Origin of the sequence: Sphingomonas hylomeconis (assembly GCF_025370105.1) — a bacterium.
GTDB classification, from domain to species: Bacteria; Pseudomonadota; Alphaproteobacteria; order Sphingomonadales; family Sphingomonadaceae; genus Sphingomonas; species Sphingomonas hylomeconis.
The window spans coordinates 36,343-60,589 of sequence record NZ_JANQBK010000015.1; the positions used below are offsets into that span (position 1 = coordinate 36,343).

18 protein-coding genes are annotated in these 24,247 nt (G+C 68.0%); 5 read left to right on the forward strand and 13 right to left on the reverse strand.

What is annotated here, in order from left to right; genetic code table 11:
• Positions 1-28: 28 nt before the first annotated feature.
• The 7 genes from NV401_RS15275 to NV401_RS15305 form a co-directional block, all read right to left on the reverse strand.
• Complete coding sequence (locus tag NV401_RS15275; protein WP_261295310.1) at positions 29-715, reverse strand: response regulator transcription factor; 687 nt, start codon at positions 713-715, stop codon at positions 29-31.
• Positions 715-3,390, reverse strand: coding sequence for a sensor histidine kinase (locus NV401_RS15280; RefSeq protein WP_261295311.1), 2,676 nt, complete (start codon positions 3,388-3,390; stop codon positions 715-717). Before NV401_RS15280 ends, NV401_RS15275 begins: the two co-directional genes overlap by 1 nt.
• Positions 3,387-3,965: a potassium-transporting ATPase subunit KdpC gene (gene kdpC / locus NV401_RS15285; RefSeq protein ID WP_261295312.1), complete on the reverse strand. Its 579-nt coding sequence runs from the start codon at positions 3,963-3,965 to the stop codon at positions 3,387-3,389. Before kdpC ends, NV401_RS15280 begins: the two co-directional genes overlap by 4 nt.
• 148 nt (positions 3,966-4,113) lie before the next feature.
• A complete protein-coding gene (gene kdpB / locus NV401_RS15290) occupies positions 4,114-6,159 on the reverse strand; it encodes a potassium-transporting ATPase subunit KdpB (protein WP_261295313.1) in 2,046 nt (681 codons plus the stop codon).
• Between the two features lie 14 nt (positions 6,160-6,173).
• Entirely contained in the window at positions 6,174-7,877 is a 1,704-nt protein-coding gene (gene kdpA / locus NV401_RS15295) for a potassium-transporting ATPase subunit KdpA (protein WP_261295314.1), read from the reverse strand.
• A gap of 16 nt (positions 7,878-7,893) precedes the next feature.
• Positions 7,894-7,983, reverse strand: coding sequence for a K(+)-transporting ATPase subunit F (kdpF, locus tag NV401_RS15300; RefSeq protein ID WP_066489609.1), 90 nt, complete (start codon positions 7,981-7,983; stop codon positions 7,894-7,896).
• Between the two features lie 112 nt (positions 7,984-8,095).
• Positions 8,096-8,968, reverse strand: a complete 873-nt coding sequence (locus NV401_RS15305) for a TorF family putative porin (RefSeq protein ID WP_261295315.1) — start codon at positions 8,966-8,968, stop codon at positions 8,096-8,098.
• Between the two features lie 358 nt (positions 8,969-9,326).
• Between NV401_RS15305 and NV401_RS15310 the strand changes: the two genes are divergently transcribed.
• The 5 genes from NV401_RS15310 to NV401_RS15330 all read left to right on the forward strand — a co-directional run bounded on the left by NV401_RS15310 (position 9,327) and on the right by NV401_RS15330 (position 14,888).
• Complete coding sequence (locus NV401_RS15310; protein ID WP_261295316.1) at positions 9,327-9,665, forward strand: P-II family nitrogen regulator; 339 nt, start codon at positions 9,327-9,329, stop codon at positions 9,663-9,665.
• A 108-nt stretch (positions 9,666-9,773) separates the two neighbouring features.
• On the forward strand, positions 9,774-11,186 hold the full coding sequence (gene glnA, locus NV401_RS15315; protein ID WP_261295317.1) for a type I glutamate--ammonia ligase: 1,413 nt from the start codon (positions 9,774-9,776) through the stop codon (positions 11,184-11,186).
• 171 nt (positions 11,187-11,357) lie between these two features.
• Positions 11,358-12,485 (forward strand): zinc-binding dehydrogenase, encoded by a 1,128-nt coding sequence (locus NV401_RS15320; RefSeq protein ID WP_261295318.1) that lies wholly within the window; start codon positions 11,358-11,360, stop codon positions 12,483-12,485.
• Between the two features lie 178 nt (positions 12,486-12,663).
• Entirely contained in the window at positions 12,664-13,884 is a 1,221-nt protein-coding gene (gene argJ / locus NV401_RS15325) for a bifunctional glutamate N-acetyltransferase/amino-acid acetyltransferase ArgJ (protein ID WP_261295319.1), read from the forward strand.
• 101 nt (positions 13,885-13,985) lie between these two features.
• Positions 13,986-14,888 carry a glutathione S-transferase family protein gene (locus tag NV401_RS15330; RefSeq protein ID WP_261295320.1) on the forward strand — a complete coding sequence of 301 codons (903 nt, stop codon included), beginning with the start codon at positions 13,986-13,988 and terminating at the stop codon, positions 14,886-14,888.
• Between the two features lie 143 nt (positions 14,889-15,031).
• On the opposite strand, the gene trxA is transcribed toward NV401_RS15330, so the two are convergent.
• The 6 genes from trxA to tsaE form a co-directional block, all read right to left on the reverse strand.
• Positions 15,032-15,355 carry a thioredoxin TrxA gene (trxA, locus tag NV401_RS15335; protein ID WP_261295321.1) on the reverse strand — a complete coding sequence of 108 codons (324 nt, stop codon included), beginning with the start codon at positions 15,353-15,355 and terminating at the stop codon, positions 15,032-15,034.
• A gap of 79 nt (positions 15,356-15,434) precedes the next feature.
• Entirely contained in the window at positions 15,435-18,842 is a 3,408-nt protein-coding gene (addA, locus tag NV401_RS15340) for a double-strand break repair helicase AddA (RefSeq protein ID WP_261295322.1), read from the reverse strand.
• A 279-nt stretch (positions 18,843-19,121) separates the two neighbouring features.
• A complete protein-coding gene (gene addB / locus NV401_RS15345) occupies positions 19,122-22,094 on the reverse strand; it encodes a double-strand break repair protein AddB (RefSeq protein WP_261295323.1) in 2,973 nt (990 codons plus the stop codon).
• Positions 22,087-22,839: a nucleotidyltransferase family protein gene (locus tag NV401_RS15350; protein WP_261295324.1), complete on the reverse strand. Its 753-nt coding sequence runs from the start codon at positions 22,837-22,839 to the stop codon at positions 22,087-22,089. Before NV401_RS15350 ends, addB begins: the two co-directional genes overlap by 8 nt.
• Complete coding sequence (locus NV401_RS15355) at positions 22,836-23,804, reverse strand: aminoglycoside phosphotransferase family protein (RefSeq protein WP_261295446.1); 969 nt, start codon at positions 23,802-23,804, stop codon at positions 22,836-22,838. Before NV401_RS15355 ends, NV401_RS15350 begins: the two co-directional genes overlap by 4 nt.
• Positions 23,801-24,247, reverse strand: a complete 447-nt coding sequence (tsaE, locus tag NV401_RS15360; protein ID WP_261295325.1) for a tRNA (adenosine(37)-N6)-threonylcarbamoyltransferase complex ATPase subunit type 1 TsaE — start codon at positions 24,245-24,247, stop codon at positions 23,801-23,803. Before tsaE ends, NV401_RS15355 begins: the two co-directional genes overlap by 4 nt.

Here is a 24,247-nt window from a genome sequence, read left to right on the forward strand (position 1 = left end):
CGGCATTCCCGGGGCGGCGGCCGATCGCTCAGCTGTCGCCGCGCAGGCGATAGCCGACCCCCAGTTCGTTGGCGATGACGCTGCCCACCGGGCCCGGATATTCCAGCTTCTGGCGCAGGTTGCGGATCACGATGCGCAGATATTCGATCCGCGCATCCTCATCCCCGCCCCAGGCGGCGGCGATGATCCGGTCGTGCGTCACGACGCGGCCGACATGGCGCGCGAGAACGGCGAGCACGTCATGCTCCTTGCGCGTCAGATGCAGTTCGGCGCCGTCGCGGCAGACCAGGCGGCGATCGAGATCGATCGTCAGATCGCCCTTGCGGACGACCCGCTGCGTGGTTTCCGAAACGCCGCGGTGGCGCAGCGCGACACGCAGGCGGGCGAGCAGCTCTTCGGTATCGAACGGCTTGGAGACGAAGTCGTCGGCGCCGAGATCGAGCGCCGCGACCTTCTCGTCGGTCGCGTCGCGCGCCGAGACGACCAGGATCACCGCATCCCCGTTCAGCCGCAGCAAAGGAATGAGGCTCAGCCCATCGCGGTCCGGCAGGCCCAGATCGAGCAGGATCGCGCTCGGCGCTTCGGCCGCGGCCACGGCCAGCGCCGCGCGTCCGTCCATCGCGTCGACCACCGCATAGCCGGCGCGCTCCAGCGTGTTGCGGAACAATTTGCGGATCGCGATCTCGTCGTCGACGACGAGTATCTTGGCAGGCATCAGATGGCGCTTTCGGGTGCGGCGGTGCGCACGATCAGGTTGGTCGGGAAGACAAGCGTGAAGGCGGCGCCGGTGTCGTCGCCGCGATTGCTCGCCTCGACGGTCATGCCCATCGCTTCGGCGAATGCCTTGACGATGGCGAGGCCGAGACCGGTGCCGCCGATCGCGCGGTCCGAGCCTTCGATGCGCCGGAACGTCTCGAACACTTCGGCTTCGCGCCCGGGCGGGAGGCCGGGGCCCAGATCGATGATCGACAGGCGCAGCTGCCCGTAATGGTGGCGCCCTTCGATCACGATCGGGGTGCCCGGATCGCCATAGCGGCCGGCATTGTCGAGCAGGTTGAGCAGGCAATGATGGAGCAGGTGCGGATCGACCCGCACCAGCGGCAGATCGGGGGGCACGTCGAGCAGCAGATCATGCCCGTCGAGCGCCCGGCGCGCATCATGCGATGCGCCGGCCACGGCATCGCTGAGGTCGGTCGCCTCGACATTGAGCTTGAGCGCCCCCGCCTCGACCCGCGCCATATCGAGCAGATTGCCGACGAACCGGTTGAGCCGCGCCGCCTCGCTCTTGACCGTGGCGATCAGCTCGGGCGTCGCGCCGTGATCCATCGCATCGGCAGCGGCGATGACCGCGGTCAGCGGCGTGCGGAAATCATGGCTTACCGACGACAGCAAGGCGGCACGCAGCCGATCCCGCGTGCGCACGGCATCGACATCGCGCATCTCGGTTTCGAGACGCAATCGTTCGAGCACCAGCGCCGACTGGTCGATCAGGCTGGTGAGCAGCGGCAATTGATCGGCGCGCACCGGATCCCCGGCATCGTCGCGCGCGACCCCCATCACCGCCAGGGTCCGTTCACCGGCCTTGAGCGGCGTGAACAGCCATTCCGATGCGGCAAGCGTGCCCGATCCCTTGCCCGCAGACGATCCGTTGTCGAACGCCCAGTTCGCCGCCGCCAGATCCATCGTGTCGAGCCGATAGGCGGGGTTGCTCGCGGCCTGCACGGTCAGGCCGGCCCCCGCCATCGGGCCGAGCAACAGCGTCTGCACGTCGAATACCCGCGAGACGTCCTCGCAGATCATCCGGGCGGCTTCGGCGGGATCGTTCACGCTGCTCAACTGGCGCAGGAAGCCGGCGAGCGTGGCATTGGTACGCGCGCTGGCCGAGGCCAGATCGGCCTGCGCGCGGACCCGCGAGGTCAGCTGGCTGGTGGCGATCGCGACGCCGAGCAGCACGAAGATCGAGATGAGGTTCTCGGGATTGTTGACGCTGAACGTGCCGACCGGGGGCAGGAAGAAGAAATTGTACGCCAGGCTGGAGACGATCCCGGCGAACAGCCCGGTCCTGAGGCCGAACAGGCTCGCCGCGACCATCACCGGCAGCAGATAGAGCAAGGCGACGTTGCCGAGGTTCAGCACATGGAACAGCGCGCTGGCCAGCGCGGTGATCACGACGATGAGCCCCGCCGTGATGGCATAGCCGCTCGGCGCCCCCCAGCCGGTTCTGCCGCGCCGCCAGTCGCGCGCGCGTCCCCTGGCCTCTTCCTCCATCGGCAGGACGTGCACCGTAACGCCGGCAGTCTCGCGGATCAGGCCGTCGACCACCGATCCGTGCAACAGTTCGAACCAGCGCGAGCGTCGTGACTTGCCCACGACGAGCTGGGTGGCGCGCGCGTGATCGACGAAGCCACGAATGCCCTCCACCACCGACGCCGCCGGGACGGTGGCGACGACGGCGCCCAATTGGGTGGCGAGCGTCATCGCCGCGGCAACGCGCCGGTGCTGTTCGTCGGTAAAATGCGCGGTGCGCGGCGTTTCGATGAACAGCGCGGTCCACGGCCCGTGCAGCCCGTCGGCCACGCGTTTCGCCGCGCGCACCAGGCCATCGGCGCCCGGCAGCTCGTTGATCGCGACGACGATCCGCTCGCCGCCGGCCCAGGTGCCCCCGACGCCGAGCGCGCGGACATGCTCGAGCATCTGCGCATCGACCGATTGCGCGGCGCGGCGCAGCGCGAGTTCGCGCAGCGCCGACAGGTTGGACTTGGAGAAGAAGTGCGAGAGCGCGCGTGTCGCCTCGTGCGGCAGATAGACCTTGCCGTCCTTCAGCCGCTCGATCAGCTCGTCGGGCGGGATATCGACTACCTCGATCTCGGCCTGTTCGAGCACGCTGTCGGGCACCGTCTCGCGCACGCGCACCCGCGTGAACGACGCGACGATATCGTTGAGGCTTTCGAGATGCTGGATGTTGATCGTCGAATAGACGTCGATCCCCGCCGCCAGCAGCTCCTCGACATCCTGGTAACGCTTGGGGTGGCGGCTGCCCGGCGCGTTGGTGTGGGCGAGTTCATCGACCAGCACGAGCCGCGGCGCGCGCGCCAGGATCGCGTCGAGATCCATCTCGTCGATCGCATGGCCTTCATAGGCGACGGCGCGGCGGGGCACGATTTCCTGCCCGCGGATCAGCGCCGCGGTTTCGGCGCGGCCATGCGTCTCGACCACGCCGATCACCACATCGACGCCGGCGCGACGACGCTCGGCGCCTTCCGACAGCATCTCGAACGTCTTGCCGACGCCGGGCGCGGCGCCGAGGAAGATCTTCAAACGGCCGCGGCCCTCCTGCGCCGCCTGGCGCAGAAGGGCTTCGGGAGATGGTCGGTCCGTGTCCGTGGTCATCCGCCGCTGGCATCCAGCGCGCGGTTGAGCGCCAGCACGTTGACGGTCGGATCGCCGAGAATGCCGAGCAACGGCGTTTCGACCTGCGCCGCGACCAGCGCGCGCACGCGCTCCGCCGGCAGGTTGCGGGCACGCGCGACGCGAGCCACCTGCGCGAACGCCGATGCCGGCGACAGATCGGGATCGAGCCCCGAGCCGGATGCGGTGGCCAGATCGGCCGGCAGCGCGCCGCCCACGCCTTCGGCGCGGCGCTTGGCGACATCCGCCGTGATGCGATCGACCAGCGCCTGCGACGTGGGGCCGAGGTTGGAGCCGGACGAGGCGAGCCCGTCATAGCCCTTGCCGGCGGCCGATGGGCGGGTCTGGAAATAGCGTTCGCTGGTGAACGCCTGGCCGACGACGGTCGAACCAACCACCTTGCCGCCTTGCGTGACCAGGCTGCCATTGGCCTGGCGGGGGAAGATGGCCTGTCCGATGCCCGTCATCGCCAGAGGATAGACGATCCCGAGCAGCAGCGCGAACAGGATCGTCATGGCGAGCACGGGGCGGAGCGCGGATTTGATGTCGGAAGTCATTGCGGTATTCCTTCTAAAGCGGTGCCTTTCCCCGGCGAAGGCCGGGGCCCAGTCGGGAAGGCGGCGGCAACGGAGCGCTGCCGCGGCTCATGATCGTCCCACAGCTGGGCCCCGGCCTCCGCCGGGGAAGGGCGCGAAAGGTGTGCCATCACGCCAGCCCCAGCCCGCCGACCGCCAGATCGATGAGCTTGATCCCGACGAACGGGGCGAGCAGGCCACCCAGGCCGTAGACGGCGAGGTTGCGCGCGAGCAGCGGCCCGGCCGCCATCGGCGTGTATTTCACGCCCTTGAGCGCGAGCGGCACGAGCAGCGGGATGATCAGCGCGTTGAAGATGATCGCCGAGAGGATCGCGCTGCCGGGGCTGGACAGGCCCATCACGTTGAGCACGCCGAGCCCGGGATAGAGCGCGACGAAGATCGCCGGGATGATCGCGAAATATTTCGCCACATCGTTCGCCACCGAGAAGGTGGTCAGCGCGCCACGGGTCATCAGCAGCTGTTTGCCGAGGCCGACGATCTCGATCAGCTTGGTCGGATCGCTATCGAGATCGACCATGTTGCCCGCTTCGCGCGCCGCCTGCGTGCCGGTGTTCATCGCCACGCCGACATCGCTCTGCGCCAGCGCCGGCGCATCGTTGGTGCCGTCGCCGCACATCGCGACGAGCTTGCCGCCTTCCTGCTCCTTGCGGATCAGCGCGAGCTTGTCCTCCGGCGTCGCCTGGGCGAGGAAATCGTCGACCCCGGCCTCGGCGGCGATCGCTGCGGCGGTGAGCGGGTTGTCGCCGGTGATCATCACCGTGCGGATGCCCATCGTGCGCAGTTCGCCGAAGCGCTCGCGGATGCCGGCCTTGACGATATCCTTGAGGAAGACCGCGCCGAGCAGGCGGCCGTCCTTGGCCACCGCCAGCGGCGTGCCGCCGGCGCGGGCGATCTCGTCCGTGGCGCGGCGCAGTTCGGTGGCGGCGGCGGTCTGCCCTGCCCCCGGATTGGCCCGCAGGATCGAATCCACCGCGCCCTTCTGGATCAGCGCGCTGTTGGCACGCACACCCGAGATGCGCGTCTGTGCCGTGAACGGAATGACCTCCGCGCCCGCCGGCAGTTCGGCGAGCGTCACGCCGAACTTTTCGCGCGCCAGCACGACGATCGAGCGGCCTTCGGGGGTTTCATCGGCCAGGCTGGCGAGCAACGCCGCCTCGGCCAGCTCGCCGTCGCTGACGCCGCCGACCGCGCGGAATTCGCTCGCCTGGCGATCGCCGATCGTGATCGTGCCGGTCTTGTCGAGCAGCAGCACGTCGATATCGCCCGCCGCCTCCACCGCGCGGCCCGATTTGGCGAGCACGTTGAAGCGCACCAGCCGGTCCATGCCGGCAATGCCGATCGCCGAGAGCAAGGCGGCGATGGTCGTCGGGATCAGTGTGATCAGGAGGGCGGCGAGCATCGCTACCGGCACGCTGCCGCCGGCATAGGAGGCGAAGCCCGGGATCGTACCAACCGCGATCAGGAAGATGATCGTCAGGCCGACGAGCAACAGCGTCAGCGCGATCTCGTTAGGCGTCTTCTGCCGTTCGGCGCCCTCGACGAGCGCGATCATGCGATCGAGGAACCCCTCGCCCGGATTGACCGTGACGCGGATGCGGATCTCGTCGGAGATGACGCGCGTGCCCGCGGTCACCGCCGAGCGATCGCCGCCCGCCTCGCGGATCACCGGCGCGCTCTCGCCGGTGATCGCGGCCTCGTTGACCGAGGCCACGCCGGAAACCACCTCGCCATCCGCCGGGATCAGATCGCCGCCATTGCCGCTACCGGCGGTGACGAGCACGATATCGCCGGCGCGCAGCGCGCTGGCCGGCACCTGCTCGACCTGGTCGCCCTTCATGCGCCGCGCGGTGAGCTCGGCCTTGGTCGCGCGCAGGCTCGCCGCCTGCGCCTTGCCGCGGCCTTCGGCCAGCGCCTCGGCGAAGGTGCCGAACAATACGGTCAGCCACAGCCAGACGACCAGCTGGAGCTTGAAGCCGATCGAGAGATTGTCCTGCCCGATCACGAGCAGGACGGTCATCAAGGCAGCGACGACGGCGGTGACGAACATCACCGGGTTGCGGATCAACTGCCGCGGATCGAGTTTGCGGAAAGCGTCGCCGATCGCCGGAACGATCAGGTCAGCGGTGAAAAGCGACTTATTCGCGGTGCGTGCCATGTGGCCAGGTCCCGTCAGAAGGTTTTGCCGCTGATCATCGCGAGATGATCGGCGATCGGACCGAGCGCGAGGCTCGGCAGGAAGGTCAGGCCGCCCAGGATCAGGATCGTGCCGACGAGCAGACCGACCCACAGGCCGCCGGTCGTCGGAAACGATCCCGCGCTTTCCGGCGTGTACTTCTTCGCCGCCAAGCTGCCCGCGATGGCCAGCATCGGCAGGATGATGAAGAAGCGCCCGAGCCACATCGCGACACCCAGCATGCCGTCGTAATAGGGCGTGTTGGCGGTCAGCCCGGCGAATGCCGAGCCGTTATTGGCGACACCGCTGGTGAAGGCGTAGAGGATCTCCGAAAAGCCGTGCGGCCCCTTGTTCAGCGGCCCGGCAAGACCGGCGGCGACGACCGAACTGATCGCGGTGAAGCCGAGGATGATCAGCGGCAGGATGGCAATCGCCAGCACGGCCAGCTTGACCTCGCGGCTCTCGATCTTCTTGCCGACATATTCCGGCGTGCGGCCGACCATCAGCCCGGCGACGAACACCGCCAGGATGGCGAACAGCAGGAAGCCGTAGATGCCGGCGCCGACGCCGCCGATCACGACCTCGCCCAATTGCATGTTGATCAGCGGGATCATGCCGCCGAGTGCGGTAAAGCTGTCATGCATGCCGTTGACCGCGCCGCACGAGGCAGCGGTGGTGACGACCGAGAAGAGCGCGGTGGCGGCCACGCCGAAGCGGACTTCCTTGCCCTCCATGTTGCCGCCGGCGATGCCCAGTTGGTGGACGATCGGGTTGCCTGCAGCCTCCTGCCAATAGGTCACCCCGACGCCGATCAGGAACAGGATCAGCATCGACGAGAGGATCGCCCAGCCCTGGCGCGTGTTGCCGACCGCCTTGCCGAACGTCCAGGTCAGGCCAAAGCCGATCAGGAAGATCGACAGCATCTGCACCAGGTTGGTCAGCGCGGTCGGGTTCTCGAACGGGTGCGCGCTGTTGGCGTTGAAGAAGCCGCCACCATTGGTGCCGAGCATCTTGATCGCTTCCTGGCTCGCCACCGGGCCGAGCGCGAGCGTCTGCTTGGCGCCCTCCAGCGTCGTCACGTCGACCGTGCCGGCTAGCGTCTGCGGCACGCCGCTGGCGATGTAGAACACCGTGAGCAGCACGCAGAGCGGCAGCAGCACATACAGCGTGACGCGCGTCACATCGGCCCAGAAATTGCCGATCGTGGTCGCCGAGCGCCGCGCGAAACCGCGAAACAGCGCGAAGGCGAGCGCGATTCCGGTCGCCGCCGAGAGGAAGTTGTGAATCGTCAGCCCGAACATCTGGCTGAAATTCGACATGGTCGATTCGCCGCCATAGCTCTGCCAATTGGTGTTGGCGGTGAAGCTGATCGCGGTGTTGAAGGCGAGATGCCCCGACAGGCCGGGGAGGCCCTGCGGATTGCCCGGGAGCACGCCCTGCAGGCGCAGCACGACATAGGTCAGCAGCATCAGCGCGGCGTTGAACAGCAGCATGTGCAGCGCGTAGCGCCGCCAGCCCTGTTCGGCCTTCGGATCGATGCCGGAGAGTTTGTAGACGCCGCGCTCGACGGGGCCGAGCACGACATGCAGTGGCGTGCGTCGCCCTTCATAAAGGGCGAACAGCCATGTCCCCATCGGCCTGGTCAGCACGAGGAGAATGGCGATGAAACCGAGGATCAGGATCCATCCCTGGAGGGTCATGAGAAGGCGCTCCTTTCTAGAAGCGTTCGGGGCGGATCAGGACCGCCACGAGGTAAAAGAGCAGCCCGAGCGCGGTGATCGCGGCGAGCCAGAGGTCGAGCGTCATGTCGATGTCTCCGCGTTCAGGCGTTGTCGCACAGGCGGACATAGGCGAGCGTCAACGCCACCAATCCGACCATGACGAGGATCCACAGAAGGTCTTCCATCAGTCGGTCCCCTCAGAATGCGGCAGTGAGCGAGGCGAGGATCGTGCCGCCGGCAATGTTGCCAGCGCCGTCCTGCCCCTTGCTGAAGCTCGGGCGGAGATAGGCGGCGTCGCGGTTCGAGATATCGGTGCCGACATAGGAGAGGTTGAGCGTCAGATTGTGCCAGGTGGCATCCGCGCCGAGCGACCAATCCCAGTAGCTGCCGGTCGGCGACACCGCGGTGGCGTTGGGCCCGAGCCCGTCCTGCCCCCAGCTATGCCCGACATGCGCCTTGGCGGTCAGCGGCGTGCCGGCGATGGCGAGTGCGCCGTCGCCCCACAGATACAGATTGTCGTCCTTTGCGCCGGGGTTGGTATAGACGCCGGCGGCGGCATCCGCGCCCGTGCGATACCAGCGGCCCAGCGCCTGCTGCTTGGGTGCATAGGCGGCACCGGCGGTCAGCGTGGCGGGGCCAGTGGTGCCGGTCAGCTTGACATAGGGCTCGGCGAAATCGGTCTTGTCCGCCCCGCCGGGATAGACATACCAGGTCAGGCCGGCATCCAGCGTGGCATTGTCGGCCAGCTTGGCCTTGTAGCCGCCGATCAGGTCGAGCTCCATATTGGCGCCGCCGAACGTGCCCCAGCCGCCGAGGTTCGAGGCCCAGGTGCCGATATAGAAGCCGCTGTCGTGCGCGATCGTGATGCCGCCCTGCACTGCCATCTCCTGATCGGATTGCGAGACGCCGCGGAAGCGGTAGTCGGAGGCGATCGCGACCGAGCCGGTGACCGTGATCGCGGGCGGCGGCGCGGTGTCCGCAGCGACCTTGTCCTCAGCGGTCGACTGGGCGTGCGCGGCCAGCGGCATGGCGAGGAGTGCTGCTGCGATAGCCGGATATGCGAAGTTCATGTCTGCCCCCAACGGAGTGGCGGCCGCAGGAAAATGCGGCGCCTTGAGGCTGTGCAATTAGGCGGCCGGCGCGTTTGAATTCGAGAGCGATTCCCGCCTTTCGCATAGTGCTGGCATAGTGTTCGCGCTATTTTGCTGCCGGATCGGGGCCTGCGGATGCAACCAAGGCGGTCAGGACCCGCCGTCCCGACGATGCCGCAAAAGCGGGCACATGGCGCGCCGTGCCCCGCCGTTGGGCAATCTGCGCATGGCGTTTGCCGCTGCCGCCCCTGCAATCGGCCCCCTCGCGCGACTGGCACGGTTGTTGTAACACGGCGCCGTGGGCGCTGCGTTTTGCGCCGGAGCGAGGGGCAGTTGCGTGAAGAAGATCGAAGCGATCATCAAACCGTTCAAGCTGGACGAGGTGAAGGAAGCGCTGCACGAAGTCGGCGTGAGTGGCATCACCGTTACCGAAGCCAAGGGTTTCGGCCGGCAGAAGGGCCATACCGAGCTGTATCGCGGTGCGGAATATGTCGTCGATTTCCTGCCCAAGGTGAAGCTCGAGGTCGTCGTCGAGGATAATCTCGCCGAGCGCGTGGTCGAAGCGATCGCTGCGGCGGCGCACACCGGGCGGATCGGCGACGGCAAGATCTTCGTCATTCCCGTGGAGACCGCGCTGCGCATCCGCACGGGCGAACGCAACGACGACGCCATCTGAATCTGCCATTTGACGCGACGCAGCATTTGGTGAAAGCGTCGCGCCGCGCGGCAACAATATTCCCGATTCTGTCGGGCGAACGATCGAACACGAAAGGGCATGGGGTTTATGGCTAATACGGCAAAAGACGTCCTGAAGATGATCAAGGACGAAGAGATCGAGTGGATCGATCTGCGGTTCACCGACCCCAAGGGCAAATGGCAGCATCTGACCATGGTCGCCGGCGTGGTCGGCGAAGACGAGCTGGACGACGGCTTCATGTTCGACGGCTCCTCGATCGAGGGCTGGAAGGCGATCAACGAATCCGACATGATCCTGAAGCCGGATCTCGATGCGATCTGGACCGATCCGTTCTCCGCCACGCCGATGCTGATCCTGGTCTGCGACATCGTCGAGCCATCGACCGGCGAGCTCTACGCGCGCGACCCGCGCTCGACCGCGAAGCGCTCGGAAGCCTATCTCAAGACCACCGGCATCGGCGACACGATCTATATCGGGCCGGAAGCCGAATTCTTCATGTTCGACAACGTGCAGTTCGAGACGAGCTACGCCACGTCCTACTACAAGATCGACGATATCGAGCTGCCGACCAACACCGGCACGTCGTACGAGAGCGGCAATCTGGGCCATCGCCCGCGCGCCAAGGGCGGCTATTTCCCGTGCGCACCGGTCGATTCTGCGGTCGACATCCGCGGCGAGATGGTCTCGACCATGCTCGAAATGGGCCTGCCGTGCGACAAGCACCACCACGAGGTCGCCGCCGGCCAGCACGAGCTCGGCCTGACCTATGGCACGCTGACCACCACTGCCGATCGCATGCAGATCTACAAGTATGTCTGCCACAATGTCGCGCAGGCCTACGGCAAGACGGTCACGTTCATGCCCAAGCCGATCAAGGAAGATAACGGCAGCGGCATGCACACGCATCTGTCGATCTGGGACGGCGGCACGCCGTTGTTCGCCGGCAACGGCTATGCCGGCCTCAGCGACACCTGCCTGTATTTCATCGGCGGAATCATCAAGCACGCCAAGGCGCTGAACGCCTTCACCAACCCGTCGACCAACAGCTACAAGCGGCTGGTCCCGGGCTATGAGGCACCGGTGCTGCTCGCTTACTCGGCGCGCAACCGCTCCGCCTCGTGCCGCATCCCCTACGGCACCGGCGCCAAGGCGAAGCGCGTCGAAGTGCGCTTCCCTGATGCGATGGCCAATCCGTATCTCTGCTATGCCGCGCTGCTGATGGCCGGCCTGGACGGGATCCAGAACAAGATCCATCCCGGCGAAGCGATGGACAAGAACCTGTACGATCTGCCGCCGGAGGAACTGGCCGAAGTGCCGACGGTCTGCGCGAGCTTGCGCGAAGCGCTGGAGAACCTGGCGTCGGACCACGCCTTCCTGCTCAAGGGCGACGTGTTCACCGCCGACCAGATCGAAAGCTATATCGAGCTGAAGATGGAAGATGTGGCGCGCTGGGAAATGACCCCGAGCCCGGTCGAGTTCGATATGTATTACAGCTACTAAGCCCGGCTCAGCCGCGGTGTGACTGACGACAGGGGCGTCCGGAGCGATCCGGGCGCCCTTTTCGTGCGCCCCCGTCCAGACTAGCAAGACGCGCGCACTCCCCCTATGCCGGCCTCGATCGACGGCCGCCACCAGCGCGACCGCATTCACGCCAGCAGGAGCAGGATGACCATGAGCGACACCATACCGACCACGGCCAAGCAGCTTTTCTCGACCGTCACCGAGGACGGCCGCCTCGAACTCGCGATGCGCACCGTGCCGGTGGCCGAGCCGGGCGACGATGAAGTGCTGATCCGCGTCGATGCCGCCCCGATCAACCCGTCCGATCTGGGCGTGATGCTGACGGTGGCCGACAGCAACGCGTTCGAAGCGGGCGAGAACAGCGCCTCGGCGGCGATCCCCGAAGCGATGCTGCGCCACGTCGCGTCGCGGAAGGGCGTCTCGATCCCGATCGGCAACGAAGGAGCCGGCCTCGTCGTCAAGGCCGGCAGCGCGCCCGCCGCCCAGGCCCTGCTCGGCAAGACCGTCGCGCTCGCCGGCGGCGGCATGTACGCCACCTATCGCACCGCCAAGGCCAGTGCCTGCATGGTCGTGCCCGAAGGCACCTCGGCGGAAGAAGGCGCCTCCTCGTTCGTCAATCCGCTGACCGCGCTGGCGATGGTCGGCACGATGCGGCTCGATGGCTTCAAGGCGCTGATCCACACCGCCGCCGCCTCCAATCTCGGGCAGATGCTGGTCAAATTGTGCCTCGCCGAGGGCATCGATCTGATCAACATCGTGCGCAGCCAGGAGCAGGTCGATCTGTTGAAGGGGCTCGGCGCGAAATATGTCGTCGATTCCTCGCAGCCGGATTTCATGAAGTCGCTGACCGAGGCGATCGGCGAGACGCAGGCCTTTCTCGCGTTCGACGCGATCGGCGGCGGGCGCCTCGCCGGGCAGATCCTCACCGCGATGGAAGCCGCAGCGCTCAAGACGCAGAAGGCCAACGGCCCCTATGGCTCGACGCAGCACAAGCAGGTCTATCTCTATGGCGGGCTCAACACCGCGCCGACCGAGCTCAGCCGTGGCTTCGGCATGTCGTGGAGCATCGGCGGCTTCCTGCTGACCTATTTCCTGCAGCGCGTCGGCCAGGAGGAAACCGCCAAGTTGCGGGCCAAGGTCGGCGCCGAACTCAAGACCACGTTCGCCAGCGCCTATACCAGCCGCATCACGCTGGAACAGGCGATCGAACCGGCGATGATCGCCGCGTACAACCGGCGCGCGACCGGCGCCAAATATCTCATCATGCCACAGGCGTGATCCGGGCGCCGAGCCACCGTCATCCCGGATCACGCCGGAATGACGGTGGGTCGGCACCGCCGTGCGCACGCTTCCGTGCGCACGCCCTGCTGCGTTTGGCAGGGCACAAAGCGCCACGATACGCGCGCATGACGGCCAGAGCATTTGCGCGAACGCCTGCGCCATCTATGAGGGCGGCATGACCATTTCCCCGCTTGCTTCGCCCTTCCCCACGCTGCCGGCGATTCCCGGCGTCACGCCGCGCGTTGCCCGGGCGCAGTACAAGAACTGGGATCGCTGCGACCTGACCTTCGTCACGTTCGATGCGGGCACCAGCGCCGCCGGCGTGCTGACGCAGAGCAAATGCCCGTCGCCCGAAGTCGAATGGTGTCGCAAGGCGCTGGTGCTCGGCAATGCCCGGGCGCTGGTGGTCAATGCCGGCAATTCCAACGCCTTCACCGGCGCGCGCGGCCGCGCCGCGGTCGAGGCGATTGCCGCCCGCACGGCGCAGGCGCTCGGCTGCCAGCCCTCCGACATCTACGTCGCCTCGACCGGCGTGATCGGCGTGCCACTGCCGATCGACAAGGCGGAGGCAGGGCTGGATGCCGCGTTCGTCGCAGACGTGTGCAGCTGGCAGGACGCGACTAATACGATCGGAACCACCGACACCTTCCCCAAGGCCGCCACCACTTCCGCGATTGTGGACGGCAAGACGGTTAATTTGGTCGGCATCATCAAGGGGTCGGGCATGATCGCGCCGGACATGGCGACAATGCTCGGCTTTATCTTCACCGACGCCGCAGTGTCCGGCGAATTTCTGCAAGGCTGCCTCGCCGCTGCCAATACCAAGACCTTCTCGTGCATCACGGTCGACAGCGACACTTCGACCAGCGACACCGTGCTCGCCTTCGCCACCGGCAAGGCAGGCAACGCCCCGCTCACGTCGTCGGACGATGACGGTGCCGACGCGTTCGCCGCGGCGCTGGCCGATCTATGCCGCCAGCTCGCGCATCTCGTCGTGCGCGACGGCGAAGGCGCGACCAAGTTCATCCGCATCGATGTCGAGGGCGCCGACAGCGACCGCAGCGCGCACCGCATCGCCATGTCGATCGCCGATTCGCCGCTGGTGAAGACCGCGATCGCCGGCGAGGACGCCAATTGGGGCCGCGTCGTCATGGCGGTCGGCAAGGCCGGCGAACCCGCCGAGCGCGACAAGCTGGCGATCCGCTTCGGCACCACGCAGGTGGCCGAAGCCGGGCTCGCGGTCGAAGGCTATGACGAGGCCCCGGTCGCCGCGCATCTCAAGGGCAGCGACGTCGAGATCGGCGTGGACCTCGGGCTCGGCGAAGGCCGGGCGACGGTGTGGACCTGCGACCTGACGCACGGCTACATCTCGATCAACGCCGATTACCGGTCGTAAGGATCACGGCGCGCGCCGCGCGACGTGACATCTTCCGTCGCGACTGATCTTCGGCGTTCGGCGGGTACGTGCTTGAAGGAAAATAACAACAGGAGAGCCAGATGCCCGACCTCATCCTCCACCATTACGACCGCTCGCCGTACAGCGAACTGCTCCGCCTCGCGCTCGGCATCAAGGGCGCCCGCTGGCGTTCGGTGATCATTCCGAGCATCGCGCCCAAGCCCGATCTCACCCCGCTCACCGGCGGCTATCGCAAGACGCCCGTGTTCCAGATCGGGGCCGACATCTATTGCGACACCGCGATCGTGATCGAGGCGATCGAGGCGCAGCCTGGCCCGACCCTTTTCCCCGGCCCGCTCGGCCGGCTCGGCGCCTTGATCGCGCAGCAGGCCGGCGGCGCGACGTTCAGCCACGCCGTCAGCTCGGCAATGGCGCCGTTCATCGATCGCATCCCGGACGACTTCATCGCTGACCGCAAGAAGCTGTTCGGCTTCGATCGCGATCGTATCAAGCAGGCCGCGCCGCACCTCATCGCGCAGTTCACTGCCTGGCTCGCGCGGCTCGAGGATGCGCTGGCCGATGGCCGCGCGTTCCTGGGCGGCGACGCGCCTGGCTATGCCGATTGCGCCGCCGGCATGAACGTGTGGTTCCAGGGCAATTTCGGGCTGAAGGACGCGCGCCTCGCGCCCTTCCCGCAGGTCGCCGCCTGGATCGCGCGGGTCGAGGCGATCGGCCACGGCACGCCAATCGACACCACGGCGGAGGAAGCGCTGGATATCGCCCGCACTGCCGAGCCGGCAGTGACCGAACAGGTCGATGCCGATAGCGGCTTCACCGCCGGGCAGGCGGTGACCGTCCGCACCGAGGATCCCGGCGCCGATCCGGTCGCCGGCACGCTTGCCCGTCTCACGCCGCGCGACCTGGTCTTGCTACGCGAAGATCCTCGCGTGGGCCGGGTCGCGGTGCACTTCCCGCGGCTCGGCCAGATTGTGCGTCCCGCCTGATGCTAACTAGTGCTCCTGCGAACGCAGGAGCCCAGAGCCGCATACGCCGCCGCCGATAACCCTGGGCTCCTGCGTTCGCAGGAGCACGAATGAAAAAGGCCGCGCGATCGCTCGCACGGCCCTTCTCGAACGCTCGGGAAAGCTTATGCCAGCTCGCCCTCGAGCCATGCCTTCAGCCGGCCCTTGGGCTCCGCGCCGACCTTGGTCGCGGCCGGCACGCCGCCCTTGAACAGGATCATCGTCGGGATGCCGCGTACGCCGTAGCGGCCCGGGGCATCGGGGTTCTCGTCGATATTGAGCTTGGCGATCGTCACCTGCTCGCCGAGTTCCTCCGAAATCTCTTCCAGGCTCGGCCCGATCATCTTGCACGGGCCGCACCATTCCGCCCAGAAATCGACCAGCACCGGGCCATCGGCCTTGAGCACGTCGTTGTCCCAGCTGCCGTCGGTGATCTTCTTGGTCGCCATGTCGAATTCTCCTTCGTTGACCGCTATCTAGGGATGCGGGCGTTGCTCCTCAAGCGCATGAGCGCAAGCTTTGCTCCCGTCAGGCGAAGCCCGGCTTGTGCGCATCGAGCAGATCACCCGGCAGATCGAACAGCACCGGCCCCGATGTATAGAGCAACGCCGCCTCGATCGCGCGACCGGGGAAGATCACGCCGAGCGCCTGCACGTACGCCGCCATCTGCCGCAGGTGGTAGGGCGGCAGCTCGACGAGCGACGCCGGCGCATGCCGCCCGGTCTTGAAATCGACCAGCCGGACCATGTCGTCGGTGACCAGCAGGCGATCGACCGTCCCCGACACGACCACACCGTCGCCGACCACCGCCGCGATCGGCGCTTCAGCCAGCGCATCCGCGCCGAACAGCGCGGCATGCGCCGGATCGTTCAGCACCGCGAGCACCGTCGCCACGATCTCAGCGCGCAGCGTGGCGTCCGCGACGCCGCCTGCCCCGGCCAGCCAGCGTTCACCCGCCGCCGCGCGCGCCTCGGGCGCCACCGCCGGCAAGCGTTCGAACAAGGCATGGATCAGCCGTCCGCGCTCTGCCGCCAGCCGCATCGCCGGCGAGGGCGGAGGATCCGACACTTCGTCTTCGCCGAGCGACGACGGCGCCAGCGGCCGCGGTGGCTTGGCCTCGATCGGCGCGGGGGCATGCGCCCAGTCCGGCACTGCGCCCGGCCCCGGCTCGGGCGCGCCCGACGCCGGCCGCAGCGGCACCGCCTTTTGCGGCTCGCGCCCGCCGAACGTCCGCGCCTGTTCCGCGGGCGTCACGCCCAGCGCCCCGAACGCGCGATCCGCCGCCGAATACCAGCTCTGCTCCGGTGGCACGCCCTTGGCCATCGGCCCGAGCGCGCCGGCCACCACCAGCCGTTCCTCCGCGCGCGTCGCCGCGACGTAGAACAAGCGCCAATGCTCCTCCAGCTCGCGCGCCGACGCGGTCTCGATCACGTCGACCAACGGCCCGCCGACTTCTTCCCTGCGCGGCCGGAAGATCGGGATCGGTGCGCCGCCCTCGGGCGTCCATTTCAGCACGCGCGAAGGCGTGCGCGTCGGATCGGCGGTGGCGTCGGCCAGGATCACCAGCGGCGCCTGCAGCCCCTTCGCGCCATGCGCGGTCATTACCCGTACCGCATCCAGCGGCGCGGACGGATCGCGCACGATCTCGACGTCGCCGCGATCGAACCAGTCGAGGAAGCGCTGCAGCGACGGCGTCGACTGCGTCTCGAAATCCAGCGCCGCGTTGAGCAATTCCTCGATCGGATCGCGTGCCTCCTGCCCCAGCCGGCGCAGCATTTTGCGGCGGCCGTTCAATGGTCCGGTGAGCAATTCCTCCAGAAAGCGATACGGCGTGGCGATATCGGCCCGCGCCAGCATCGCCCGCAACGGTGCCAGCCGTTCGGGCGGCTGCGTCTTGCCGAGATGCGCCCACAGGCTGCCCGACCCGCGCGGCGCCGCCAGCATCAGCTCGTCCTGCGTCCAGCCGATCAGCGGCGAGACGAGCAGCGACGCGAGCGACAGGTCGTCGCCCGGCTGCAGCACGAAGCGGATCGCGGCGAGCAGATCCTGCACGCTGAGCGGCGCGTTGAGCTTGAGGCGATCCACGCCCGCCACCGGCACGCCCTCGGCATAAAGCCGCGCAACGATCAGCGAGGCCAGCTCGCCGCGTCGCTTGACCAGGATCATCACATCCTCCGGCCGCAGCGCCCGCCCCTTGCTCTCCAGCATCAGCGGCGTCGGGCCATACAGCCAGTCGCGGATCTGCCGCGCGATCTGCCGCGCCAGCGCACGCGTCGCATCGGGCACCCAGCCCTCGGCGTCCTCGTCCGATCCGCCCGTCACCACCGGTGGCCACAGCTCGACCGCGCCGGGGCCCGGCACTTCGCTGGCATGCACATCGACCGCTTGCGCCCCCATCGCCGGTGCGCCGATCGCGTCGATCGCGGCATCGACGAATTCGAGCACCGGGCGGGTCGAGCGGAACGACTGGGTCAGCGATAATTGCGCCATCGGCAGCCCGCGCTCCTCGGGTGCCGTATCGTCATCGCCCAGCGCCTCTTCCGCGCGGCGGCTGAAATAGAGCTCGGCCGCCTCGAAGTTGCGCGGATCGGTGCCCTGGAAGCCGAAGATCGCCTGCTTCTGGTCGCCGACCGTGAACAGCGTGCGAGTCTTCGGCGCATGCACGCCCTGCCCGGCAAAAAACTCGTCGGAGAGGGCGCGGACGATGCGCCACTGATGCGCATTGGTATCCTGCGCCTCGTCGATCAGCACGTGCTCGGTCACCTGATCGAGCTTGTAGCGGATCCACTCGCCCATGCCCGGCTGGTCAAACAGATCGACCGTCGCGCGGATCAGATCATCGAAATCGACCGCGCCGACACGTCTTTTGGCCATGGCGTAATCCGCGGCATAGACCCGCCCGACGCTGAGCGCATCGGCGAGCAGATCGGCATAGGCCGCGCGCGTGCGCATCGACAGCAGTTCGGAACAGGTGCTGTGCAGCCCGCCGGCCAGCTCGGCATAATCCGGATCCTGCGGCGCCTGTCCCTTGCCAAACGAGCGCACGTCGCCATCGGCCTTGGCCCAGATACGGTGCAGTTCGTGCAGCGTCGCCGCACGGTCTTCAGGGCTACGCTCGAGCCAGGCTGAGACGAGTGCGGCGCGCTCCTTGCCGCTTTTGGTCGCCCAGGTCGCATTGTGCCCGCCGACCGCATCGAGCGATTCGTGATCGAACACGTCGTCGTGGCAGGCGCTGCCGATCTCCGCCTCGATATCGCCGACCGGCAGGTCCATCGCCTGGCGCAGATACGGGCCGATCTCGCTCGGCAGATTGGCCATCGCCTCGGGCGCGCGGGCGCAGGCCCGCAGGAAATTCTCCGCCTCGCCCTCGCCCAGCCTCAGACTGAGCAGGCCGACGATCTCGATCGCGCGCGCCGGGGCGGCGACCAACATCTCGGCCAGCGCCTCGCGTGCCAGCAGCGATTCCTCGCGTGCCTCGAGCGGGCGGAAGCCGGGCACCAGCCCCGCCTCAATCGGGAATGCCGCAAGCAGCCCCTGGCAGAAACCGTGGATCGTCTGGATGCGGATCCCCCCTCCCGGCGCATCGAGCACCTTGGCGAACAGGGTGCGCGCATAGGCGACCTGATCGGGGTTGAGATGATCCTCGCCGAGCGCGAACAGATCCTTTTTCAGCTCCGGCTCGGGCATCCGCACCCAGGCCGCCAGCCGTTCGCTGATCCGCCCCGCCATCTCCGCCGCGCCGGCCTTGGTGAAGGTCAGGCACAGGATCGCGCCGGGTTCGGTGCCGCGCAGCAGCAGCCGGAACACGCGCGCGGCGAGGACCTGCGTCTTGCCCGTGCCGGCCGAGGCGGAGAGCCAGACATGGCGGTCCGGCGCGCTGGCCCGGGCCTGATTGTCCTTGAGGATCGGCAGGCCGCCTTTGTGCTGGCCGGACATCAGGAGGCTTGCGTGGAAAGAAGGAGGGTTCGCGCGGAGGCGCGGAGGCGCGAAGGTGTTGCGTGCGGGGCAGTCGCCCGCCCCCACCCCGCCGTCATCCCGGACTTGAGCGGTCCCCGTCTCGGCCGAACGGTCAATCCCGTGTTCCCCTGCGAAAGCAGGGGCCCAGAGCCACAAGCGTTGCGCTCGGTACCCTGGGCTCCTGCGTGCGCAGGAGAACGGTGACTCACGCGCCCGACATGCCCACCTCCGCGCCTCCGCGCCGCCGCGCGAACCAAATCAACCCTCACGGCCATACCATTCGTCCAGCCGCATCAATTGATCATATTCCGCATACGGCGCGAATTCCGGGTGCAGCTTGGCCTCGAACGGCGCATCCCCCGTCAGCCAGGTCCGCACCGCCTCGGCAAAGTGATGCGCCGCGGTCTGGGTGAACTCCGCAGTCGGAATGCGATCGCGCTTGCCCTCCGGATCGACCGGGGTGGTGACATAACCGAAGCCATCACCCTTGCGCCCCAGCGACCAATATTCGAACGCCGTCGCGGTGCCTTTGATCCCGTCATAGCCGCCATGTTCGGCGATCAGGCCGAGCAGCCCGAGCTGCAGGCTGAACCCCGCGCGCAACGCCGCGGCAGAGGGCGGTTGCCCGGTCTTGTAGTCGATCACCGCCAATCCGCCGTCCGGCATGCGATCGATGCGGTCGAACTTGCCGGTCAGCGTGACGCCGGCGATCGGCATCTTGCCCTCCTGCTCCACCGCCAGCACGCTGCGCCCGGCTTCTGCCCCCTCGATGATCTTGGCCGAGATCCAGTCGATCGCCTCCATCAGCCGCGGCTGCCACAAGGCGCGCATCATCGGATGGGTGCGCTCGTCGTCGAGCATGTCGAGCGCCCGGGCGCGCAACGCCAGCGGGTCGCACTGGTCCTCGCGCGCCCATGCTTCGAGCACGTCGTGCACCGCCGTGCCGCGCCACGCCGCACTGGGATCGGCATCGACCGGATCGAGCGATGCCAGCCGCAGGATGCGTTTGGCGTAGAAAGCGTACGGATCGGCCTTGAGCCGATCGACATCGGTGACCGCAATCCGCGTCGGGCGCAGGTCGGCGGCGGGCGACGGCTTGGGATGCGCGGCGGGCTCGTGCACGCCGGGATCGTCGAGCGCGCGCGTCCATCCCTCAAGCACACGTGCCCGGTCGAACCGGTCGCCAGCCAGCGCCTGCAGCCGTAGCCAGAAGCGCGAGGCGATCGCCGGCGACTTGGCATCGCGGCGCGCGCGCGTCAGCAGTGCCGCCGGCGCGCCCAGCGCCCCCGCCAGATCGTGCGCCGCCAAGCCGACACGCCGCTCGAGCCCCGGCAAGCCGAGTTCGCTGCGGATGCGCGGCGCGAGCCACGGATCGGGCGCCGGCTGGCCCGGCCAGGTGCCTTCGTTCAAGCCGCTCAGGATCATCAGATCGGCGGTCTGCAACCGTGCCTCGATCAGGCCGTAGATCGCCAGCCGCGGATGCCCGCCCTGCGCCGGCCGTACCGCCATTTCGTCCATCAAGGTCTTGAGCAACGGTGCCAGGCTGTCCGGATCGATCACCGGCGGCCCGTTCGCCGCCTGCACTTCCAGCTCGGCCAGGAATTCTGCTGCTGCGCGACCGGCCGGCCCACCCCATAGCGCGTCTCCACACAGGGCCTGTGCGGCCTCGCGCAACGCCGCGATCATCGCCGGCAAGGGCTGAGCGCCGCTCTCGAACACCTTTTCGATCGGTGTGAGCAGCGCGCGCGCCTCCGGCCACCAAGCCGCGGCTTCGGCCCGGCGCCGCGCCTCACGCTCCGGCGCATCGGCAAGATGCGCGTCGATTCCCGCCAGCCCCGCCGCCGGCCTCGGCCCCCGCAGCACCCGATCCAACGCGCGCGCGCCATTCAGCCAGGCCATCCGCTCCGTGCCCGCACGCACCAAGGGATGTTTGAGCAGCGCCAGCAGCGCGAGCGGCGCAAAGCGCTGGACCGCCGCCTCGGCCAAAGCGGTCAGCAAGGTGCCGCTGGGCAGAATCGACAAGGGCCGCCCCGCGGTATCGTCGATCTCCACACCCCAGCGCTGCATGTGCGCCGCCACGCGCCGCGCCAGTCCGCGATCCGGTGTAACCAGGGCCGCAGTCCGCCCCGCCGTCTCCAGCGCCTCGCGCAGCGCCAGCGCGATCGCCTGCGCTTCCTCCGCCGGGGTCGCCAGTTCCGCCGCGGCGATCCCCGACAGCCGCCTTTGATCCGCCGGCAGCTCGGTCCATTTGCCGGTAAACTCCGCCGGGGCCAGCGCATTGGCCACTGCCCGGCCCCGCGCGATCGTCGCGTCGTGATCGCTGCCGTCGCGCCACGTGGCGAACTCGCCGCGGTTGACGCTCATCCGCTCCAGCAGCAGCTTGAGATGGAATTGCGGATGCGTTTCGATCGACCGCTTGCGCCGACCGGTCACCGGATCCGGCGCATGCGGCCCCAGCGCCTGCCACTCGCTGTCGTCCATCCCGGTCGCCAGATCCGCCAGCACCACCAATCCGGCGGGCAATTCCGACACGCAGCGCAACAACCGCGCCACCGCCGGCGCACTATCGATGATCCCCGCGGCGCACACGAAGCTGCTGGGTGGCGTGGCCTTCCAGCGCGCCGTCAGACGATCCAGCAGCAGCGCCCGCCGCGTCGCCAGATCGATCCGCTTCAACCGCGCCAGTTCATCCGGCCAGCGGTCCAGCACGATCCCGAACAGCGCGAGCGACTTCTGCCAGTGGCTGGACAATTCCTCGGTCAGTTCCAGTTCGCGCAACCGCGCCGGGCGCACTTCCTCAACCAGCAACTGATCCAGCGTGCGCGCCAATTCCCCTGCCAGCCGCACCGCTTCCGCCGCATCGACCGGCTGCCCAGCCTTGCCGCGCTCTTCCGACACCAGCCGGGCGAGGATCATCCGTCGTTCGAGCGGCGCCACCGCCGGCATCACCGGATCGGCATCGTCCGCCGGATCGATCGCCGCGCCGGCCGCTTCGTCCAGTTCGGGATCGCCGATCGCCACCAGCCGCGGCAGCAGCAGCCCGCCATCGCTCGCGCGCACGAAGGCATCGGTCACCGCGCGCTTGGCGCGGTTGTTGGGCAGCAGCACCAGCCCACGGGCGAGCCGCATGCGATCCCCCCCGGAGCGGCGGATCAGCCCGGCGGCCAGCGCGTCGGCGAAAGCCCTGTGCGCCGGGATCGTATAGAGGGCGGGCTTGCGGCCCTCAGCCATCCGCCATCATCGTTTCGGCATAGGGGATCGCCTGCGGTGTGCCGACATCGAACCACAGGCCTTGGTGTACCACGCCATAGGCCCGTCCGACGGCGATCGCGCGTTCCCAAAACAACATGGTCGAGAACGGCCCCTCAGGCCATTCCCGGATCACGCGTGGCGACAGGATTTGCACGCCCGTATAGACGAACGGTGCCACGCGGCCCGGCTGGCGCCGCCCGGTGATCCGACCGTCCGGCGCGAGGCGGAAATCACCCTGCCCACCGTGGCAATGCGCGCGCGCCAGCGGCACCATCAGCAGCAGCGCGTCCATCTTGTCGTCGTCCCACGCCGCGGCCAGCGCCTTGATCGCATCGGTCGGCCCATCGAGCCAAAGGTTGTCCGAGTTGACCACCACGAAAGGTGCATCGCCGATCATGTCGCGCGCCTGCACGATCCCGCCGCCCGTTTCCATCAGCGCCGTCCGCTCGTCCGAGACAACCACGTCGATCCCCTTCACGCGATGCGACAGATGCGCCTCCAGCGCATCGGCGAGATAATGCACATTGACCACCGCGCGCTTGACGCCGGCGGCGCGCAGCCGATCGAACGCATGGTCGATCAATGCCTTGCCGCCCACTTCGACCAAGGGCTTGGGCCGCGTTGCGGTCAACGGGCGCATCCGCTTGCCGAGGCCCGCCGCCATCACCATCGCCGTTTCCGGCACCACGCCGCCCGGATCGGGCCGGATTGCGAGCACGTTCATGCCGAGAGCACCATCGGATCGCCCCTCAGCGCGGCGGGAATATTGGCATCGAACCATGCCTTGACCGGCGCCAATGCCGGATGCGCGAGATCGCGCTCGAGATAGCCCCACACGCGTGGACACAAAGTGGCGTAGCGGGTCTTGCCGTCGCGCCGCCACAGCCGCGTGAAGATGCCGACAATCTTGGCGTTCCGCTGCGCACCGAGCACATGATAGGCGGCGTCGAACGCCTCGCCCTCGCCGGTGATCCGCCGATAGCGATCGAGCATCGCCGCCTCCAGCGCCGGGTCCACGTCGCGCCGCGCATCCTGCAACAGCGACACCAGATCATAGGCCGGGTGGCCGGCCAGCGCGTCCTGGAAATCGAGCAGGCCGAGGGTTTCGCCGCCGGTGATCAGCATCAGATTCTCGGCATGATAATCGCGCAATACGGTCACGCTGGGCCCGGCCAGCGCAACATCGATCACCGCATCCCAGGCCGCGTCGTAGCCCGCCTGATCCGGCACGATCCCCACTGCCGGGCAATACCATTCGGTCAGCAGATTGGCCTCGCGGTGCAGTACCGCGCCATCATAGGGTGGCACATCGCCCGCCGCATGACCGCGCAGCCGGATCAGCACGTCGATTGCCGCTTCGTACAGCCGGAGCGCGCTTTCCGGCACGGCATCGACCGTCTCGCGCATCCGCACGTCGCCGAAATCGTCGATCAGCACCAGGCCCTGTGCCAAATCCACGCCGTGGATCGCCGGCGCGGCAAACCCGCGTTCGACCAGCCACTCGGCGATCGCGATGAACGGCCGTGGATCTTCATGAGGCGGCGGCGCATCCATCAGGATCGCGCTGCGCGCGCCATCGCTGGCGCGGAAATAGCGCCGGAAGGAGGCGTCGCCCGCGACAGGCGAAATCACCGCCCCGCCCCAGCCGTTCGCGGAGAGGAATTCGGCCGCACCGGCCGGCGGGTTCATATCTGCTGCCATCGCGCCTTCCATGCCGCCGGCACCTCGGCTGTCAAGCGGCGCGTCCCGTTGGGGAGGATCTCCAGCGTCAGCGCGAGTGCCTCGGGCCAATGCCCCGGCGCGCGTTCCGGCCATTCGACGATCAGCACCGACTCCTCCGCCGCATCGTCGAGCCCCAGTTCCTCGAGCTCGTCCGGATCGTCGATGCGATACAGATCGATATGCAGCACCGGCAGCCGTACCTCCGGCGGCGCATAGGGCTGGACGATGGCGAAGCTCGGAGAGGGCGCCTCACCCGCCAGCCCCAGCGCGGCAAGCAGCCCCCGCGCGACGCTCGTCTTGCCCGCACCGAGCGGACCGCTGAGCGTGATAACGTCGCCCGCCGCCACCAGCGCAGCCAGCCTGATGCCAAGCTGTTCCGTGGCGGCCGCATCGCCGAGGATTTTATCCAA